At 36.7% G+C, this 20,533-nt stretch carries 13 protein-coding genes; 5 read left to right on the top strand and 8 right to left on the bottom strand.

Translation table 11 applies throughout. The features are described from left to right. Positions 1-1,311 precede the first annotated feature (1,311 nt). From M030_RS0113710 to M030_RS0113670, 8 genes are all read right to left on the bottom strand, one after another. Positions 1,312-1,608 carry a VanZ family protein gene (locus M030_RS0113710; protein WP_317126793.1) on the bottom strand — a complete coding sequence of 99 codons (297 nt, stop codon included), beginning with the start codon at positions 1,606-1,608 and terminating at the stop codon, positions 1,312-1,314. A 55-nt stretch (positions 1,609-1,663) separates the two neighbouring features. Further along, entirely contained in the window at positions 1,664-2,041 is a 378-nt protein-coding gene (gcvH, locus tag M030_RS0113705; protein ID WP_027374028.1) for a glycine cleavage system protein GcvH, read from the bottom strand. Between the two features lie 223 nt (positions 2,042-2,264). Next, positions 2,265-9,368: a cell surface protein SprA gene (gene sprA / locus M030_RS0113700; protein WP_027374027.1), complete on the bottom strand. Its 7,104-nt coding sequence runs from the start codon at positions 9,366-9,368 to the stop codon at positions 2,265-2,267. Positions 9,369-9,371: 3 nt separating this feature from the next. Continuing rightward, positions 9,372-9,956 carry a Holliday junction branch migration protein RuvA gene (gene ruvA / locus M030_RS0113695; protein ID WP_027374026.1) on the bottom strand — a complete coding sequence of 195 codons (585 nt, stop codon included), beginning with the start codon at positions 9,954-9,956 and terminating at the stop codon, positions 9,372-9,374. 234 nt (positions 9,957-10,190) lie between these two features. Further along, positions 10,191-11,489 (bottom strand): carbohydrate porin, encoded by a 1,299-nt coding sequence (locus tag M030_RS0113690; RefSeq protein WP_027374025.1) that lies wholly within the window; start codon positions 11,487-11,489, stop codon positions 10,191-10,193. Positions 11,490-12,016: 527 nt separating this feature from the next. Beyond that, the gene (locus M030_RS0113680; RefSeq protein ID WP_027374024.1) at positions 12,017-14,302 is read right to left on the bottom strand and encodes an NADP-dependent malic enzyme; all 2,286 of its coding nucleotides are present in this window, start codon (positions 14,300-14,302) and stop codon (positions 12,017-12,019) included. Between the two features lie 16 nt (positions 14,303-14,318). Continuing rightward, entirely contained in the window at positions 14,319-15,170 is an 852-nt protein-coding gene (locus M030_RS0113675) for a BadF/BadG/BcrA/BcrD ATPase family protein (protein WP_027374023.1), read from the bottom strand. An 85-nt stretch (positions 15,171-15,255) separates the two neighbouring features. Continuing rightward, positions 15,256-15,519 (bottom strand): hypothetical protein, encoded by a 264-nt coding sequence (locus tag M030_RS0113670; RefSeq protein ID WP_027374022.1) that lies wholly within the window; start codon positions 15,517-15,519, stop codon positions 15,256-15,258. 356 nt (positions 15,520-15,875) lie between these two features. Here M030_RS0113670 and M030_RS0113660 point away from each other — a divergent pair, with 356 nt between their 5' ends. From M030_RS0113660 to M030_RS26085, 5 genes are all read left to right on the top strand, one after another. After that, the gene (locus tag M030_RS0113660; RefSeq protein ID WP_027374021.1) at positions 15,876-16,334 is read left to right on the top strand and encodes a GtrA family protein; all 459 of its coding nucleotides are present in this window, start codon (positions 15,876-15,878) and stop codon (positions 16,332-16,334) included. A gap of 3 nt (positions 16,335-16,337) precedes the next feature. Beyond that, positions 16,338-17,066 (top strand): lysophospholipid acyltransferase family protein, encoded by a 729-nt coding sequence (locus M030_RS0113655; protein ID WP_027374020.1) that lies wholly within the window; start codon positions 16,338-16,340, stop codon positions 17,064-17,066. Positions 17,067-17,104: 38 nt separating this feature from the next. Further along, complete coding sequence (locus M030_RS0113650) at positions 17,105-18,550, top strand: sugar MFS transporter (RefSeq protein ID WP_027374019.1); 1,446 nt, start codon at positions 17,105-17,107, stop codon at positions 18,548-18,550. A 91-nt stretch (positions 18,551-18,641) separates the two neighbouring features. Then, positions 18,642-19,598 carry a DUF3810 domain-containing protein gene (locus M030_RS0113645; protein ID WP_316931419.1) on the top strand — a complete coding sequence of 319 codons (957 nt, stop codon included), beginning with the start codon at positions 18,642-18,644 and terminating at the stop codon, positions 19,596-19,598. Positions 19,599-20,172: 574 nt separating this feature from the next. Then, on the top strand, positions 20,173-20,490 hold the full coding sequence (locus M030_RS26085) for a helix-turn-helix domain-containing protein (RefSeq protein ID WP_081806340.1): 318 nt from the start codon (positions 20,173-20,175) through the stop codon (positions 20,488-20,490). Positions 20,491-20,533 lie beyond the last annotated feature (43 nt).

Genomic DNA, 20,533 nt, shown 5'->3' with positions numbered 1-20,533 from the left:
GTATTTGCGAGTGCAAAAGTAAAACTTTATTTTGAATTGACCAAATGTTTTTTGAAGAAAATTTAAAGTTTATTGTGTAACCCTAAACCCTTCTCATCACCTTAATCACTCTACTCCTGCGCTCCCTCTAATTGGGACTGCAAAGATACAAACTCTTTTTTAACCGGCAACTTTTTTTGTAAAAAGTTTTGAAGTTTTTTTCGTCTGTTTCTTTTTAAGAGTATTTTGTTTTTGCTTATTTAAAGCCCTTCTGCGCTTACTGAATATCTTTCGTTTTTCAGTGGGGCAAAGATAGAGACTTCCTCAATACCCCGCAAGTTTATGTAACATAAATTTTACTTTATTGTAATATTGGAGGGTAAACGACTGGAAGGCAGGGAGAAAAATTTTAAACAAATGTTTGAAGGGAGGGAGTTGGAGCGTGGGAGGGTTAGAGTGTGGAGAGAAATCAGAGGTCGGAAGGGGGATTTTTTGAGAGGGATGAGAACCTTTTCCTACAGATTGCATGGATCTACACAGAGGATAATGGATAATACATATATATTATAAGAGTATGTGAGAATGACTATGTTGTGATTCCTACGAGATGACAAGCTGTATGGAGATGGCTGGGAAGCTCTTAGGTTTTGGCTAAAGCCATTGGAAAAGATTGCACGGATTTACACAGAGGATCATGGATAATCTATATACTATATATTATAAAAGAATATGAAAATGGCGATGTTGTGATTCCTGCGGGAGGACAAGTGAGTAGAATATCAGATTAATGGTGATAAATAATGTATTGATCAGCTATAGCACTCTCCTAGTGAACTTGATTTTACCACAGATTACACGGATCTACACAGAGGATAATGGATAATACATATATATTATAAGAGTATGTGAGAATGACTATGTTCTGATTCCTACGGGATGACAAACTGCATGGAGATGGCTGGGAAGCCCTTAGGTTTTGGCTAAAGCCCAAGGAAAGAGATATTTATTAAGCGGGATTTAGCCGGCTCCTACTGAATAAAGATTACCACAGATCACGAAGATTGCACAGATGAGTAAATAAGCATGTTGATTAGGCTTCCATTTTCAATTTTCAATTTTCCATTTTCAACTTTTTACCATTTCCTAGCCCCGATAGAAGCGGTTACCCCACAGCAGGCGCTGGAGAATATATGGTTAGACGTGGAGCGCAAGGGCGCGAGGAGTATGAGCGGATAGCGGGAAACAGCTCCTGAATATGTTTGAAAGCCGGAGAATGAATGAATTGGAGGGCTTGAGTGTGACGAGACCTGAAATGAGTCACAAAATGTGTGATCAGAAAAAATGTTTTATGAATATTTTATACGTATAGTATCCAACGAGGCATCCTATAGCGTCTGCTACAATATCCAATGTTTCCATAGATCTTCCGAGTCCCATTTCTTCCTGTAGGATTTCGGTAAGGAATGCATATATAAGAATGATCTGAAAAAAGTAGGAGAATTTTATTTTGGGAAATGTAGCGATGAACGAAAATCCCAGAAATGCAAAAATGCAGAAATGCAGAACTTTATCGATCCCGCTGAACATAAACCAATATTCATGATTTTCTTGTCCGGGCCTGAGAAGCATATAAGTAAGAAATGCCCAATAAATGGGCAAGATCTTACTAAATATTTTTGAAATTTTATCCAATGATAGCCTGGTATTCTTCAGCAGAAAGCAATTCAGATAAATCTGCACCGTCAGCAACTTCCAATTTAATAATCCATCCGTCTCCATAAGGATCAGTATTCAATAGTTCCGGCTGATCTTCTAAATCTGAGTTGAATTGAGTCACTTTTCCAGCAATCGGTAAGAATAAGTCTGAAACAGTTTTTACTGCCTCTACACTTCCGAAAACATCTCCTCCATTAAGATCATCATCTACAGTATCTATATCCACGTATACGATATCTCCAAGTTCTCCCTGTGCGAAGTCTGTAATACCAATTGTAGCTACATTACCTTCAATCTTGATCCATTCGTGATCTTTGGTGTACTTTAATTCTGATGGTGTGTTCATTTTTTAATTTTTATTTTGTACAAATGTATTCAAAATTCTAAAAGGTTCAAAGTGTTAATGGGCATCTTTATAAAATTTTGAATGAAAATAAAAAATCGCTGCGGGAGCAGCGATTTAATTTATAAACAAGGGGCTGTTTATATCATTTAAACATCAGTTATTACAAAAAAATATCCCTTCTCAAGAGAAAGGGATACTTATTTGTGAGTCTTTATTTGTTTTCTTAGAATCCACCTCCGGAGTCACCGAATGTAAATGTGGCAGAAATACCGGCTCTAATGGTTGATAACGGGAATGCCGTTGAAATTTTATACTTGGAGGTCATTTGTTCGTAGAACACTCTCAGGTTAAGATTTTCTGAAACATTATAGTCGGCAGAAAGTTTAATATTCATTAGCCTTTGTCCTCCTGTTACCTGAGAATCATTCAGCAGGATATTCATAATGGACGTCTTACTGTCTCTTAACGCAATATCCCCTCTGATGTTAAGGTCACTTCCTTTTCCTCTGGTTCCTCTTCCTCTGATATTGGCAGTTCCTAATCTGAAGTTTCGGACAATATATCCTAATCTCACTACGTATTCTGTATTTGAATCTTCAGTAAGGGTGCTGTTCACCAATCCGAGTACCATCATTCTGTTTCTGTTATATTGGATACCGAACTGCATATTGTTTCTCATGGTCACATCAATTCCGATCAGTGGTGAGAAGGATTCTACATATCCTACCTGAGCAAACGTGTAAGGATTGATTTTATCTCCACCATCTTTAACTACCACACCGGAAGCGTCTACAGCCGGATAATTTCCATTAGGATTATTATAATAGTCGATGTTTCTCTGGATTCCTGTTGCCGTATAGGTTGCTGTATATCCATGGAGAATATCAAACTTACTAAATTGACCGCTGATGATTGGAATATTCTTCAATCCAGAGTATGTAATCCGCCAGTTGGGTAACGGGAAACCTGATTTTTTAGGATTACCCATCGGGGCCACCGATTTCCCTTCCATGGCTGCTCTAAACGCAGGAATTAAAATATATGCATTAGCAATACTATAACCTTTTGCATATCCATTATTATCGATGTTAGCAGTGCCACCCAACTGTTGTGATAAAGTTCTTGCATTATCTCTCAACGCCTGGTACACTGCCTGTCCATCTTTGAAGGATGTGCTCAGCAGCATCGTAGAATTGGAATAGGTGACCATCTCATTTGCAAAGGTAAAATCAGGATTTACAATTTTTGTGTCTGAATCTCTATAGTTAAATCCGCTTTGTGTAAAGTTACTGTTATAAGTATGCAACACATTGAAATCTACCCTAAGATCATTCATCGGCATCATCTGTAAGTCTGCCCTTAATTCTTTGGTAGACATCCTGACATACGGATCGGTCATATACTTGGAGTCACTTACCCAGCCGTTTTCCATCACAGTTCTTCTGATATCAGCCTGAGAACCTAAAAGGAACCCTATTGTGGGGCCACCTAAAGTTTGTCCGTAGCCATACCAGTTCGGAGCGGAAAGTAATCCCGGAAGTACAGTTCCATTGGTTTCATTATAGCTTACGTTCAACTGTTTGAAAGAAGTCAGGAAGAATGCTGCGCTTTCAGGAATGGAAAGCTTGTTTTTAAACTTATATTTCTTGTATCTGTATCTGTTCTTTTCCCATTGTTTTGTATAAACATTATTCAAAGAATCCATTTCCTGTTTTCTCTTCTGAAGTTTGGCATTGATATTTTTAAAATAATTAAACTGTCCGAAGAATTTAGGAAGATCTGCTGAAGCCGTTGCCTGGATCACATTGGTATTCTGCCCTATTGATCCTAAGCTTCCCTGAGGGCTTGAAAGTAAGGCTGTAGATCTTGCATTCCAGTTATACGTAAATCCATACCCTACCTCAGCATCGATAAAGTCCAGGTAAGGAAGATACTGGAACGGCAGTTTATAGTTTAACTGTACTCTGTGGTTATACAGCACCGGTCTTCCCGCTCTGAATACATTTCCGAAAATCGATTTGCTGTCCATCGAATTGACATCCATATTGTCATTCAATGTTCTGGTTGCGGAATTGATTTCCAGTTTTAATGATTTGGTAAAATTAAATCCTAATCCGTATTGCCATCCAAAAAAGAAGTTTCTGTTTCTGATAGCGTCAAAATTACTGATCATATCACCGTTTAAGATGGCCTGTACATTTCTAAACTCAAGCTCATTATAATTCCTGTCAATTTCTGTTCTGAAAGATAATCTTGTAGGAACAGGATTAAAGTTAAACTCTTTTACCCATTTCAGATACTTGGTTGATTTTGCCGTATCACTGATCATTTTATTGAAAGGTTTCACTACCCATGGTTTGAAAGTGTAGTTGTAATCAATATAGCCTTTCAGATACTGTCTGTAGTTTTTCTTGGTGTAGATATCCCTGAAATAGTCATCATTATACACCGCAGTCACAGAAACGTTTTCGATATCATAGAACTTTGGTTTTTTATTCTGATTCACTCTTTCTTTACGCATATTCACGACACCAATACTTCTCTGCTGGGTATACGTTCTTGCTACCTTTTTTAATTGCTCTCTGTTAGGCGCTTTGCTGAATTCAACGTCCGTATCCAAAGGATTGTATTTCGGATCTTCAATCGTCTGTGAGTACGAATAGTTTAAAGGAATTTTAATTCCTGTTTTTTCAGGAAGGAGTTTATCTACGTTGATCGCCGTATTGATGCTAAATGCAGATTGTGTAGACTGGGTTCTTTCAGCTGGTTTTGAGTCTATATTTCCGAAGCCAACCGAAGTATAAGAAGCATTCGCGTTTACGGTTGCAAAGTCTCCCATATTGAAGTTTAAGCTGGCATTTCCTGCATATCCTCCATCGTTTTCAATTTCAGAAAGACGCAGTTCGTTAACCCAAAGGATTCTATTTATGGATTCAGCATATTCCTCTCCTCTTGCAATACCGTTTCTTATCCCAATTACAATAGTTGTTACATTCCCTAAGCTTGGGCGACCTTTGATATAGATTTTTTTTGCATTATCTCCACCACCAAAAACATTGTCAAGTATTCTTTGTGTGATTTTATCAGAATTATTTTTGTCTCTTCTGATCTTCGCATCTACGAAATTTTGAATTTCCAGATCAACTTCATTCTCCATTGGCCAGATCTCCATTGGTGTTGTTTCTGTAGTTCTGGTTAGTTTCAAAGATGCTTCATATTCATAATAATTGTCTGTGGCATCATTTCCGAAACGAATAAAAAATTTGGTCTTAGGATCTATTCTTCCAATATTTCTATCCCTATTACCTGGATCGTGAGCGTGAGTAAAGACTTTAAGTTTTTTGTACCTTCTCATATCCAGTGTAGTATTCTTAAATACACCTCTAGCCTCTCCACTTTCCAATTGATTTGTCTTCATATATAGAGAAGCTTCATTTTGTCTTTGTGCCCCGGCATTCCCACTTAGAACCTGACGATCAATTCCAGGAGGCAATACATATGGAGGTTTATTAAAAGCATTTTCTTCAATATTTACACTTCCTATTTCAAAGTCTTTATTTAACACTTCTCCGGTTCCTTCTGATGTTCCAGTATCAGCTACCCCGGCAATTTTATTAGGATATTTTCTCCAGTCTGATCTTACCAAGTCCATGCTTGCAAACCTTATGGTAGAAGTTTGCTCAAATCCTGTCAGCATTAACCTCGCAAATCTTACGTTGTTCAATACAGACGGTTGTGCGGCTCCCTGGTCCGGATCGTATCCCGACACAGGTATTCTGAATAAAAACCATTTTACATCAGCTGACTGCCCGTTTTGGAAATTTGCTTTTACTGTTTTTACATCCACTATATTATTTTGACCTAATGCTAATTTTTGTTGGCTAAGATCTACTGTATATTGATTGTAATTTTCTGTCTGATCCAGGTTATAATCCCTGTTGATATCTTCTGCATCCGGAGTCTGTGATGAAACGTTCAGAGAGTTGGCCTCAGAGTTTCCATCCGGATTTCTGAAGTACTTATAACGTTCAATAAGTGAAGATGCCTGATTTCCTGTAAATTTATCCGACATATAAAATACGAAGTCATCTACAGCAGGGTCAACGATGTTCGTTACAGGGTTTACAAATGTATTTCCAAATCTCATTGATTCCTGATCTGAACTTAATCCGTCATATCCTACATCCTGTTTTTTTCTGTCATCCCCTTCCGTAGAAAATGCATATAAAATAGGAGGCTGCTTCGGCTGTACCCCCCAGTTTGAAGTGGTCGTAGATGATTGAGTCGCGGGAGTTGGAAGTCCGTTTTCATACAACATTTTTCCATCTTTCAAAACGTCTTCAGAAACGTTTCCTAACTGTAGTAAAAGTTTTGCATTATCCCCTAGCGGCTTTCCGTCTGCATAGGGATCCATCATCCAGAACTCGACATATTCAATATTTGAACTGACAAAGTTAGGAACACTGATCGGTCTCATGATCCCGGCCCATCTGCTTTGCGCCTGTTCTGTTCCCGGGTTCACGTTGTAAGGTCCTCTTTCTTTAGGATAATATGAAATATCAAACGTGTTTGTATAGGTTTGTTCCCCTGCTACGAAATCTCTGTTATTAAAGATCTCAGAAGTCTGAACTCTCCTTGAAGCATGGTTGGAGACTGACTGCGGTGTAATTCCTGCGGGTGATTTTCCTCCGATGTTCCAGAATCTTGGGTCAATCGTATACCAGGACAGCAATCCTCTTCCGTATCCGCTTGTAATATCATCATTAGCAGGTGGCGTATTGAATGGTGGTTCTGTATTCTTTTCAGGTTTTGAAGCAAGGCTCCATGCTGCCGGTTCTTTTAAAGATATTTTAGAAGTCGTCTGCTCAAAGTCATCGATATAAGACTGGTTATTGGTTCCTTTATTGAGCCCAGGCAACAAATAAGCTCCTTCCATTTTAAAGTTGATGTTGGATGGTGCTTCTGTTTTGATCAATGGAAGTTTATCTGTCAACCTTGTCAGGAATGGTGCCTGATTGTTATACATCAAATTGATCCCTGCCATTGTATTATTCACGGCTTCCTGTCCAAAGTTCACTTTCTGGGTAAGCGGAGATTCGGAATAGTTAATTACCGTACCGCCTAAAATAAAGTGTTCATTAAACCTCCTTTCTAAATTTAGCCCTAAAAATCTTTTTCGTTGGGTATTAAAGGTCAGTTGGTTTTCTAATGAAATATTGATCGCCTGTCCGGATTGTTTCACATTTTCGTTAATGATCGTCACTGTACCCAGCATATAATCTACGGTATAGTCTACTCCTTCTGAAAGTTGTACTCCATTGGCTGAAACTTTTACGGATCCTTGTGGTACGTTGACCGCTCCAAGGGATATTCCTTGTCCCTGGACTCCTTTATATCGTCCTTCTATGGTATACCACTGAGGTACTGATGATTGACTTGGAGTTTGTTTTATTTTATCATAAAGGTCATGAAGAACATACTTTGGATCATTACTTCCCAATACATTTTGCATATAATCACCGAAGGGCTGTACTTTGGTAAAGATTACCCTTCCGTTTTCCGGTCTGATCGTTATTCCGTTTACAAAGTCGAAGACCCCGTCTCCATTGGTACCGTCCTTATTGATCTGAATATCCCCATTCATATTTAAACGGTCCCAATTGAATAATTTCAATAAATTCAGATCCTTTACAGAAGTATCCGGAAGATAATTTACTTTACCTCCGGTTTTCTGGTCTCTGTACAATACATTCAGAATAAACCCGTCCGGTGAAACCTGGCCTGCATCTAAAGAATATACGTTTTTCATCATCAGCTTCCACATTGGAGACTGTGTGTTTACTTTATTATTTACCCTTAATACTTTGGTAATTAACACAGGGCTTTCTTCAGAAAATTCCCCAACTTTATATACTTTGTTACTTCCGTTGACGGTATAGGAATAAGAAACGGCTAAAAGCTGATTATCATTAAGCTTTTGGTTCAATGAAATATATCCTAACTGTGGTTGGAATACAAATTCATTGGAGTTTAGCTTTCTTGCTTTGCTGTTGAAGATAAAATGTTCATCATTTTGATAAGGTTCCGTACTACCTGCAAAAGTTTTCCCCTGTAAAATCGTACCATAGTTCTTACCTGCTTCTCTTGTACCAACGGCCGTTGAAATATCATCATAGAGTCCGTTCAGAGAGTTGTCCGGCATTGTGCCTCCTCCAGCTCCTTCTCCAAGGTCCCTGATCCCGATAATACTCTTCTGATAGGCCAGATTACTGTTCCCCTGATCCAGTACCCACACTTCCATTCTGGTAATGTTTATGATTGAATTGATCTGAGGATAGTTCAGTAAAGCATTATCATATGTATTAAGAAAATAATGTCCTAAAAAGAAATGCTGATTTTCTTCATAATCAATGGCATTGACCTTAAAGTTATTCATCACACCGCCTCCCTGCACTACAATATTTCTGGCTTCCCCTTGTTGTTGAGAAAGCACCACTGTTCCAAAAGTTTTTCCCAGCTGGAATTCTGTCTTCACCCCAAACAAAGATTGTGAACCACGGATCAAACTGGTGGAAAGAGGCATATTAACATTACCAAATTCAACTCTTTTGATGATTTTATCTTCTCCTCCTTCGCTAGGTTTATCTAAATTTCCAAGACCTTTTTTCTGGAGATCTTTCCAGCTTCCTTTTGACTGCCAAACGAGATTCATCCTGTTTTCAAAAGCAAAACCGCTTTGTGTATCGTAATTGGCTTTCAGTTGCAGGTTTTCACCTACCTTCCCTAATAATCCCAACTGAATCCTCTGATCGATATCAAAGGTGAAACTGGTTCTGTTCTGCGGCAGGATCAGCGGATTATCAATCTTCTGATACAACCCTGCAAAGTCGATGGAAGCATATCCGGAAGGGATAATTTCAATTTTATTGCCTCCGAATATGGTTTCAAACAGTTTGTTGTTGATGAGTAAGGAAGGAATAAGACCTTTTTTTCTTGCATCAGATTTATCTTTTCTGAAAAGGAGATTATATTTTTCAGATTTCTCTTTATAATAGGCTTTGGTCTGTGTTGCAAGCATGTATTCCTTATATTCTTCAGGAGACATTGCTGTAGGGGGACCGGTTATTGTATTTCCGACTTTGGGATATACATAGTACATCCCGGTTTTTATGTCGTAATAGGCTTCATACCTTGTAGGGTCAGCCACTTCATATTGTTTTCTTATGATCAGTGTATCCGTTTGCTTTTGTTGGGCAAATGCCCCCACGGAAATACACAGGAACGACAGGAACAAGAAGATGTTAAAATGTTTGTTATTAGCCACCAAATGTTAAATGTTTTTTAAAATTTGTTTTACCAGTTCTTCAACCGAGATTTCTGGATTTTGCTTTATTATTCTATCTGCAATTTTTTCACTCATACGCTTTGGAATGCCCAAAACTTCTAATGCAGATAACGCTTCTTCCTTAATTTTATTATCCACCAGCACAGAAATGTTTTCGGCTGTACCATTGAATTTCTGTACCTTATCTTTAAGATCCACAATAATTCTTTCTGCTGTTTTCGCACCGATACCCTTTGCTTTCTGAATCAATGCACTATTTTTGGAAAGTACTGCCGAAGCAATCTCATCCAGCGTCAAAGTTGACAAGAGAATAAGAGCTGAAACTGCTCCTACTCCATTAACGCTTATTAACAGATTGAACATTTCTTTTTCTGAACGAGTGTTAAATCCAAAGAGAAGATGGGCATCTTCACGAATGATCTGCTGAATAAATAAAAAGGTCGGCTGATTCAAAACCAGCGTCTGTGAGGTCATTAGACTGATACCTACGTAGTAACCAACTCCTTGTACATTGATTACAGCATAGGTAGGCGTAAGTTCTTGAACGTTGCCTTGTAAAGAAAATATCATTATTAATTTTTAAAACTCCCAAATATAGCAATTTAAACTAATTAATATTTTCATTTGATGTACGAATGATTTTTAACTTAAATTTTGAAGCTATATTCAATCAATCTGTTATAAAAATAAAAGATCTCAAAATCAAGATTTCATAGATCTCAAATTCTGCGATGATAAAGTTTAATTTATCTCAATTGGAGATTTTACATAAAAGAAGTCTTATTATCCGGTGAGGGGTATGTCTTACCACCATATTTCCAGCTGGAGACCAAAAGATATCCCATTATTTTTGCCAGTAAGCCTGGTATTAAAATCCGAAACACCTGTACTCCCCACAAAATCATCCGACCAATGGGCATAAGTAACGAATGGCCGCAAAACGGGCCTTGAATAATACCCGTAATCCCAGGAGATCTGTGGTGAAAATGTAATTTTCTGTAAACTTCCTTCCACTCCCGATCTGTTATTTTTCATATAATCATTTCCTGCTTCTAAAGCCAGATTGAAATGTTTGTTGATATAATACAGGTAACGAAAGCCTATACTCACAAAGTTTTTTGACACTTTATGATCCAGAATCGTCCCCTTTTCATCGGTATTACCAATTCCAAAATCTCTGTACTGATAGCTAAGAGATGCCTGTACAGCATGTTTTCTTTTATCATCATAGACAAAATTATTTATGACATCAAACGAATTTGCCTTATCGAGATCATAGAGCACTTTATTGCCTGCATTTTCTGATATTGTTTTTCCGGAGTAAGGATTTTCTACTATTGAGCTACCTTTCCGAAACAGTATTGTAGAAGTATTGCTGATATTCTTTTGGGAATACGTCCACCATCCGCCCAGTGCATATCCTGTAGATTGTGGGGTATTGGTCATTTCATTTTGTGTTTTTATACTGTATTGACCCAAAAAATTCAGTTTGGAATGTTTTGAAACAGGAAGATCCAGATACCTGAAATCTGCCACGTAGGAATGGGCATCATTATTTCCGTATTTAAATCTCATGAAAGCAAGATTCATAGTACCTGACTTTTTAACCTGAAAATTTTCTAATCCAATACCAACCTGTGAATTTTGCGCAGAATTAATCCAAAAATAATCCAGAGATTCTACGTTTCTACGATCATAATATCTCTTTCCGACCCATAGATTTGCGTTTTTTATCACCTTATTTATTTTACCGAAAAGCTGGGTAGTTTCTGGAAATTGTTGATATCCGTCATCTCCGAAAGGAATAAACTTTGCCATCATATACGTGACTTCATAGAGATTTACCGAATCTTTGTTTTTGTACCGGTAATTAAACTGAAGTTCACCATAATGATTGGCTTCATTACCCATTCTGAATTTATGAACATTATCCGGCGCAGTAAAATTTACCATTGGGCCACCATCTGACCATCCGAAGCCTGTCCGAATATATCCATTGAGTGATAATTCATGGGATTTTAAATTGATTTTTTGTGCAAGACAGAAGGTACCGGCGGCAAGGAATAGCAGGCATACTGATTTCTCGAACTTCTTTTTTCTCATAGTGTTTCTAAAGGTTTATTTCTAAAAAACCACCTACAAACAATACATATTTTGAACAGAATAAGAGCATCTGTTTCTTCATCAAAAGCAAAAGGATTTCACAGTGTTTATAAAATACTGAATATCAAAAATCCTTTCCTGAATCAGGAATAGGATTATATCAATCATTCAATACATTTACAAAGAGATAGTATGATACATCTGGATATCTTTTTCATGCATTTGTACTTTTGGATCTTAGAATGTTTGTGTTTTATGATATCAAAGATATTAAATTATACAGTCATGTTTTAAAAAAGCAGCAAGTATTCATTAAAAAAAACATATCAAAATATTTTTTACAGCATCACTTGTCAAAAGTGATATGTAAATTAAGTTTCACCTTCCAGTTAAAGTAAATTTTAAACCAGGTTTGTCTTTACTCAACCCTAAATCCTGCGTACTTATCTCTATTGTAAGGTCATAAAAAAAACCAGACGGATATTCGTCTGGTTGGTTCCGGTCTTTACCGGTATACATTTTCTGTATTATTTCTTTTCTCTCCTTTGAGCGTCAAGAACGGCAATGGTAGCAAGATTCACAATCTCGTCTACGCTTGAACGCATCTGAAGTACGTGAACAGGCTGCTTTAATCCCATTAGGATTGGTCCTATTACCTGGGCAACTTTCATTCCTCTCAGAATTTTATATGACAGGTTCGCACTTTCAAGATTAGGGAAGATAAAAGTATTCGCAGGCGTTGTTCCTAATTTTGAGAAAGGATAATCGCTTAAATGATCAGCATTCATTGCAAAATCAGGTTGAATCTCACCGTCCACGATCATTTTCGGATATTTCTCGTGAAGAATACTTACCGCTTTTGCTACTTTCTTGGAAGTTTCGGAGATCGCTGCAAAGTTTTCAAAACCAAGCATGGCAATTCTCGGTTCGATCGCAAACGATTTCACGGTAAATTCTGCCATTTTAGCGATATTCACAAGATCTTCTGATGTAGGATTCTGATTGATGGAGGTATCTGCAAAGAAAATAGGTTTCTTTTCAGACAGGATCATCATCATTGCCGCTACTTTATCTACGCCTTTATCCTTTTCTATCACTTCAAGAACAGGACGCAGTACAGAAGTATAGTTTTTAGAGAATCCTACGATAAGACCATCAGTATCCCCGTGTTTTAGCATCAGAGGTCCGAAATAATCTCTCTGACGAACATATCTTTTTGCTTTGTACTCGTTCATTCCTTTTCTCTGACGAAGTTTCCAAAGTGTTTCTCTGTATTTTTTTCTGTTTTCCTTCTGATCATCATCACTTGGATCAATGATAGGAACATCAAGATTAATCCCGTAACGCTCCATTTGCTCCTTGATATATTTTTTATCTCCTAAAAGGCTTGGGTAAGCAATTCCTTCTTCATAAAGAATCTGGGCTGCCTTCAATACGTTGTATTCTTCAGCATTTCCAAGGGTAATTCTTTTTGGATTGGATTTTGCACGGCTTTGCATCATTCTTACCAACCTTTCATCTCTTCCCATTCTGTCAAGAAGCTGATGCTCATATTCTTCAAAATCAGCGATCGTCTTTCTTGCTACACCGCTTTCAATAGCTGCTTTGGCCACAGCACTTGAAACCTTTGTGATCAGTCTGTTATCAAATGGTTTTGGAATAAAGTATTCTCTTCCGAATTGCAGGCTCTGAACGTTGTAGGCTAAAATTACCGCTTCAGGTACAGGTTCTTTTGCTAAATCAGCAATAGCATGTACCGCTGCCAACTTCATTTCTTCATTGATACCCGTAGCCTGAACATCCAATGCACCACGGAAAATATAAGGGAATCCTAATACGTTATTAACCTGGTTAGGATAGTCACTTCTTCCTGTTGCCATGATTACGTCTTTACGTGTTTCAAGGGCAAGATCGTAAGCAATTTCCGGGTCAGGATTAGCTAAAGCAAATACGATAGGATTATCATTCATGCTCAACAACATCTCCGGCGTCATTACGTTTCCTTTAGATAACCCAACGAAAACATCCGACCCTTTTACAGCATCTTCCAGCGTTTCGATATCTGTATTGGCAATAAAGTCTAGTTTTTCAGGAGTAAGGTTTTGTCTTTTATGATTTATTACGCCCTTACTGTCACACATCAGAACGTTTTCTTTTTTAAGTCCTAATGAAATATAAAGCTTCGTACATGCGATAGCTGCCGCTCCCGCACCATTCACCACCATCTTCACCTGGGCAATATCTTTATTGGCAATCTGCAGAGAGTTGATTAATGCAGCTGCGGAGATAATAGCTGTTCCGTGCTGATCGTCATGCATCAAAGGAATATTCAATTCCTCTTTCAGTCTTTGTTCAATATAAAATGCTTCCGGAGCTTTAATATCTTCAAGGTTGATTCCTCCAAAAGTTGGAGCAATACCTTTTACGATTTCAATAAATTTATCAGGATCTTTCTCATCAATTTCAATATCGAATACATTGATATCTGCAAAGATTTTAAACAAAAGTCCTTTCCCCTCCATTACCGGTTTGGAAGCTTCCGCACCAATATCACCTAATCCAAGTACTGCAGTACCGTTAGAAATTACAGCTACCAGATTTCCTTTTCCTGTATAATCGTATACGGTTTCCGGTTTCTCGTGAATTTCCATACAAGGAACGGCTACCCCCGGGGAATAAGCCAATGACAAATCTCTCTGAGAAGAGTGGGGCTTTGATGGGATAACTTCTATTTTTCCTTTGGGTTCTGCTTTATGATAATCTAACGCGGCCTGGCTAAAGTTCTTTTCGTCGCGGTGGTTTTTACTTGACATAAAATTTCGTTTTTTGTTAGAGTATATATTTAATGTGGTAATCTACTAAGCTTTCAATTGGTTTCTGAACAACATGTCCCACATTTAAATGAAGTTCTGTAGCAACAGAACGTAGAATATTTTCGTAATAATAAGCAATAGAGCCAATGAAATTAATCTCGGCATCTTTTGCTTCATGATAAGGGAGTACCTGGTATTCAAAGAAACTTTTCATTTCTTCAAAAACCATATCATTAAAATAAGGATGATCCTTTCTTTCGATCACAAATTTGGTAAAATTGGCTAAATAGGCATTGGGTCTCGGTGTATGATACATGTTTTTCAATGCCTCTTCTATAGTAAGGTTGTATTCCTTTTCGAATTCACCGTGAAGATCGGAAGGCAATTTTTTCATAAAATATCTGCGTACCAATTGTTTTCCGATAGCACTTCCGCTTCCCTCGTCCCCAATAAGGAATCCAAGGGACGGCAATTCTATTTTCAGATTTTCACCGTCGAAATAACAAGAGTTTGATCCCGTGCCAAGAATGCACACGATTGCAGGTTTTCCGCTGTATGCTGCATAAGCTGCAGCCATCAGATCTTCTTTTACAATGATTTCAGCTTTACCAAATACTTTTTTAACTTCTTCTTTTATGGTTTCGCAGTTCTTTTTCACACCACATCCTGAACCATAAAAAAAGACTTTGGTAATAGAATTTTTCACCAACATAAGGTTGCTGTTCTTCTGAATTTCAGGAGCGATAAGTTCTCTATTGATAAAATTGGGATTAAAGCCAATTGTTTCTGTTTTCAGAAAGACTTTTTTGAAGTCGTCCAATATTACCCAATCCGTTTTAGTAGAACCACTATCTACAATAGCAACCATATTTTTGATTTTAATTTAAGGATGCTAAATTATGAATTTATCTTCAATTAGCATTTATAAACAACCCTGAAGCTGTCTAAAATCACTACTGTTTTATATCAGTCTTTTTTTGATTGAATTGCAGAAGCCAGTCTTCTATTTCATCTTCAAGATAAGAAGTCTGTAAAACCATTGCATTAATAAAATCATCAGGAACAGGTTCTCCTTTGGAGTTTTCAAGATTCCAAAGTTCATCAGACATATTTTCGTACTCAGAATACACTCGTTTGAAGCGAGAGTTTTCTTTTTCAAGAGCTTCAATATTTTTCTGTTGAAGCTGGAATTTTCTGTATTTGTTTTGACGTTTCATACAAATATTATTATCAATTGGATCATAAAATGTTGGAGTAGTATGCCTTCAACCGTGCATTACAAGATAGAAAAAACCATTAACACAAGGGTTTGAAAATGAATTTATTATCAGGTGTTGTTACATCATTCTGTGTATTAAAATTAGAAATTATTTTTATTAAAAAAAATATTTTAACAACTTTTTTCAGTGTTTAACATATAGTTATAAATTTGCATATTCATATGATGAAGCATCTCCTTCAGGAATGGGCATCCAGCATTATTTATTGCCCAGAAACGTAGGATCAGAAGGTATCTTTTCACAAAACATACTGATTGAAAGCATGATATGAATTTATTTTTTATATTAATTACATGAAAGAAATACTCTTACGCCAAAAACAGGTTTTGTTCTTCATCATTGCAGGAGGATTGAGCGCCATTGTAGAGATTGGCAGCTTCAAAATATTCAGCACTTATCTTCCACAGTTTCTTGCAAGAGAAACCAACTTTCATGGGGTACACTATCCTTTGAGTAATATTTTTTCTACGTCTTGCGGGATTATTACCAATTACTTTCTGAGCATCTGGTTTGTCTTTGAAAGAGGAAAGCATTCCAAGAAAAAAGAGTTTGTATATTTTATGGCCGTCTCTTTTGTATCGACTTTATTAAGTTTAAGTTTCTTCCAGGTATTTTATAGTTTTATATTTAAAGATAATATCAATTTATTTTTTTATACCTTGAGCCCGGAAATGATCAGCAAAATTGCAGCGATCTTATTGGTTTCCATTCTTAATTATTCGGTAAAAAAGAAAGTAATTTTTAACGGTTAAGCGGTGACAAAAATTTTAAATTATCTCTGGAGGTTCTGGCTGTTGGTGTTAGCATTTTTTCTGACTGTCATTTTGGGAATCCCGGTCTATATTTTATCCTTTAATAAAAAGCATTATAAATATGCTTATAAATTTATCCGTCTCTGGTGTTTCGGAATGTTTTACGGAATGGGTTTCCGATATGACCTCATTAAGTTATCCGGACAAAAACTGGATAAAAGCAAACCTTATGTTTTTATATCCAACCATACCTCCATCATGGATATCATGCTGGTCTGCATCCTTTCTCCACACCATCCTATTTGTTTTGTAGGCAAAAAAGAACTTGTAAAGATTCCTATTTTTGGAACTATATATAAAAGAATCTGTGTAATGGTCGACAGAGCAAGTGCAAGAAGCCGTGCCGATGTATACCGGAGATGTGCTGAGAAAATGGAAGAAGGTAACAGTATTGCCATATTTCCTGAAGGAGGCGTTCCGGATGATACTTCCATTATTCTGGATGATTTCAAGGATGGGGCATTTATTTTATCTTCAAAACACAACTCCCCTATTGCAGTTCATACTTTTATAGGATTAAAAAAAATGTTTCCTTTTGACAACTCTCAGGGCTATCCCGGAAGAGTAAAGGTATATTTTAATGGTATCATAGATCCTACACCAGTCTCAAAGGACTCAAAATCAGATTCTTTCGAAGAAATAAAAAAAACACTCATTAAGTATTCCGTATAAAGGAAATAAGTATATTTGTTGTGAAATCTTTAATAAATATGTCAAATTATTCTAAACAAACCAATTGGGCACAATTCATTCCATTGGTTACTGTATTCTTCTTCTGGGGATTTGTAGCTGCCAGCAATGATATTCTGATCCCGGTATTTCAAAAAGCCTTCCACTTAACGCAAACTGAAAGTATGCTCGTACAGATCTGCTTTTATGTTGCTTATACCGTAGGATCTTTAATTTATATGATTATCTCGAAAGGCCTTCAACAGGATTTAATCAATAAAATAGGGTATAAAAACGGGCTTATCCTGGGACTTCTAATCTCTGCTGCAGGAACTCTATTATTTTATCCAGCAGCAAATCTCGGGTCTTTCCCTCTGATGATCTCCGGACTGTTTATTGTAGGTTTAGGTTTTTCTTTACAACAGATTGTTGCCAATCCGTTGGCCATTGAAGTGGGCCCAAAGGAAACAGGATCACAGAGATTAACAATGGCCGGGGGAATCAACAATCTTGGAACGACAATCGGACCGCTTATTGTTGCATTTGCTATTTTCGGTTCCGCTTCTGCTGCCAATACGGAAGCAAGCATTGAAAGTGTAAAAATCCCTTACCTGATTTTAGGAGTAGCTTTTGTTTTAGTGGCTATCATGCTGAAATTCTCATCTCTTCCTACAGTAACTCCAACCAATACTGAAGATACCGACGACGCTACCCCGGGAGAGCACAGAAGTTCGGCATTCCAATATCCTCAATTGGTGATGGGAATGATTGCCATTTTTGTTTATGTGGGTGTAGAAGTTTCTACTGCCAGTAACCTGCCAGCTTATATGGAAAAAAACCTTGGTTTTGAAACCAAAGATGTGGCTCCCTATGTTTCATTATACTGGGCATCACTCATGATTGGTCGTTGGACAGGTGCGGTAGAGGCATTTGACGTGAACGCAGGATTTAAAAAAATATTAAGATTCCTTGCTCCTTACCTTGCATTTGGTGTATTCTTATTGGTCAATGCGATTGCTAAGCATGACCTGTCTCCTTTTTATGTATATGGATTTGTTATCATTGCTATGATCATTTGTGATATCATGAGTAAGGGAAACCCTGCAAGAATGCTTTTAATTTTTTCAGTAGCGGGAATTGCTGCCTTACTTATCGGTATGTTTACTACAGGAATGGTTTCCGTATACGCTTTTACCAGTGTAGGTCTGTTCTGTTCTACCCTATGGCCGTGTATTTTCGCCTTGGCTATTAATGGTCTTGGAAAACACACCAATCAGGGATCCGGTTATCTGATCATGATGATTATGGGTGGAGGAATTGTAAGTCTTATTCAGGGATATGTAGCAGATATAACAAATATTCACTTTAGCTATATCATCGGTGTTATTTGTTTTGCTTATCTTGCATTCTATGCAATCCGGGTAACGGGAATTCTAAAGGCCCAGGGTATCAATCTGGATCAAATATCTAAAGGTGATGGTCATTAATTTTACAAAAATACTATATAAAAAAAGAAGTTGGGCAGGTATATTACTTGCCCAATTTCTTTTGTTTTATTTTTTCTCAAAATCTGTATTCATGATTTCTTTTTTTGAAAAATTCTTTGAATTTCAGAAAAAATCACATCAGGTTTTATTCAGCTGGATTCCTTTTTCTGCGGGAGACGTGCTCTACATTATGCTGGGAGGAGCAATACTCTACCTCTTTATCCGTTTGTTTAAAAGAGAGAAAAGAGCTGCCTCCATGCTAAAGATACTCATCATCCTCAATGTCTTCTATTTTATCTATCAGGTGTTCTGGGGAATGCTTTATTTTCAGACCCCTATTATTAAAAAGCTTTCCAGCCAGGAAAAGCCGGAAACAGAAAAGGCAAAAAAATTGGCTTTACGCTATCTTGAAAAATGCAAAACAACCAGACAATCCGTGCATGAAGATCACAGCGGGGTATTTATCATCCGTGATCTGAAATCTGTACAACAGGAAATCCTTCTGCAGCAGACCAGATTACCCAGGAATATTTCGGATAAAAAAGCTTCACAGGTTTTGAGTATGAAGCCTAGTATATTCAAGTATGTGATGAGTTTTACGGGTATTCTCGGTTATTATAATCCTTTTACTGCTGAAGCACAATACAATTCGGAATTGCCGTCTACTTTTATCCCTTTTACTACCGCTCATGAAAGTTCTCATCAGCTTGGCTTTGCCAGAGAGCAGGAAGCTAATTTTGTGGGGTATTTGATAGGAGTAAATTCCGGCAATACGGATTTGAAATACAGTACAGAATATTTTACGTTAAAAAGCCTTTTAAGGTTTATAAGTGATAAGGATCCAAAGTTTGTAAAATCTGTTCTTGACAATTACTCTCCCGCTATGAAAAGAGACAGAGCTTATGAAAAAAAATTCATCTTTACCCATCAGGGGTGGTTGGATGATTTCTTTGGATATACTAATAATCTGTTTCTTAAGACCAACCAACAAGAGGGTGCTGTCACCTATTCGTACTTTATTGATCTCCTTTTAAACTACGAAAAATAAACAAAAAAAGAATCGTATCAGGCGATACGATTCTAAAAACACAAATGATGAAAAAAAATTTATTACCTTGACTTGTTCCCTCATTCAAGGCGATGTAAAAGTACGACATATTTTATAAATACAAAAACATTTCTTTTCTTTTTTAAAACTTTATGAAAACTTTATGATTTTTTAAGTTTTTTTGAGTTCAGCTCATGATAACACTAATCATAGTAACCTCTTATATCTTTCATAAAAACATCATTAAAAGTGGACAGAGGGTACAAAAACACTAAAATTTTAAACATTTGTTTGATAAATAAATATTCCAGTTATTTTACTTTTGGATTACATAAAAAATTAGAGTTATTCCTTTATAATTGAACATATCTCTAAAATTTCGCGACTAAGTTCGAGGAACTTTTAATCCTTTGAACAGACATTTTTATAAAGATAGTAATGAGGTAATGATCTGTCATCATATGATTAAAATTCTCAGATTGTCTGCCACGTATTCTCCTCACTTACATAACGAATGCGTATTTTTATTATGTATTTACAAAATAATGAAGTCCCTACCTCTATTTATATTTGAATTCAAAGAACTTTTCTTAAAAAAGGAATTACACTAGCCAGTTTAGCAAAAAATATAAAAACAAACACAATTTACTTATCAGAAACAATCAAAACTCATAAGGGAAAAAACTTCGCTACCTATCTTAATGATCTTAGAATTGATTTTGCTTTAAATAGATTGATAAAAGATAAAAAATTTCAGGCTTACAAGGTACCGGTAATTGCTGAGGAATTGGGTTATAATAACGCACAGGCCTTTTCTTTGGCTTTTAAGAAAAAAACGGGTACTAGCCTTTCTATATATACTAAGGAGATTGAAAAATCCTTCAACACATAAATTAATAAGCTCAAAAACTCATCATTCATAAAAATAAAATATT

The organism is Chryseobacterium sp. UNC8MFCol (genome assembly GCF_000482305.1).
In the GTDB taxonomy this organism is placed as follows: Bacteria; Bacteroidota; Bacteroidia; order Flavobacteriales; family Weeksellaceae; genus Chryseobacterium; species Chryseobacterium indologenes.
Note: the sequence above shows the minus strand (reverse complement) of the source record. Positions and strands in the feature narration are given on the sequence as shown.

Excerpts from the sequence above, each read along its gene's own strand:
- M030_RS0113710 (WP_317126793.1), bottom strand. The coding sequence starts at position 1,608 with ATGCTTCTCAGGCCCGGACAAGAAAATCATGAATATTGGTTTATGTTC.
- gcvH (WP_027374028.1), bottom strand. The coding sequence starts at position 2,041 with ATGAACACACCATCAGAATTAAAGTACACCAAAGATCACGAATGGATC.
- ruvA (WP_027374026.1), bottom strand. The coding sequence starts at position 9,956 with ATGATATTTTCTTTACAAGGCAACGTTCAAGAACTTACGCCTACCTAT.
- M030_RS0113690 (WP_027374025.1), bottom strand. The coding sequence starts at position 11,489 with ATGAGAAAAAAGAAGTTCGAGAAATCAGTATGCCTGCTATTCCTTGCC.
- M030_RS0113680 (WP_027374024.1), bottom strand. The coding sequence starts at position 14,302 with ATGTCAAGTAAAAACCACCGCGACGAAAAGAACTTTAGCCAGGCCGCG.
- M030_RS0113675 (WP_027374023.1), bottom strand. The coding sequence starts at position 15,170 with ATGGTTGCTATTGTAGATAGTGGTTCTACTAAAACGGATTGGGTAATA.
- M030_RS0113670 (WP_027374022.1), bottom strand. The coding sequence starts at position 15,519 with ATGAAACGTCAAAACAAATACAGAAAATTCCAGCTTCAACAGAAAAAT.
- M030_RS0113660 (WP_027374021.1), top strand. The coding sequence starts at position 15,876 with ATGAAAGAAATACTCTTACGCCAAAAACAGGTTTTGTTCTTCATCATT.
- M030_RS0113650 (WP_027374019.1), top strand. The coding sequence starts at position 17,105 with ATGTCAAATTATTCTAAACAAACCAATTGGGCACAATTCATTCCATTG.
- M030_RS0113645 (WP_316931419.1), top strand. The coding sequence starts at position 18,642 with ATGATTTCTTTTTTTGAAAAATTCTTTGAATTTCAGAAAAAATCACAT.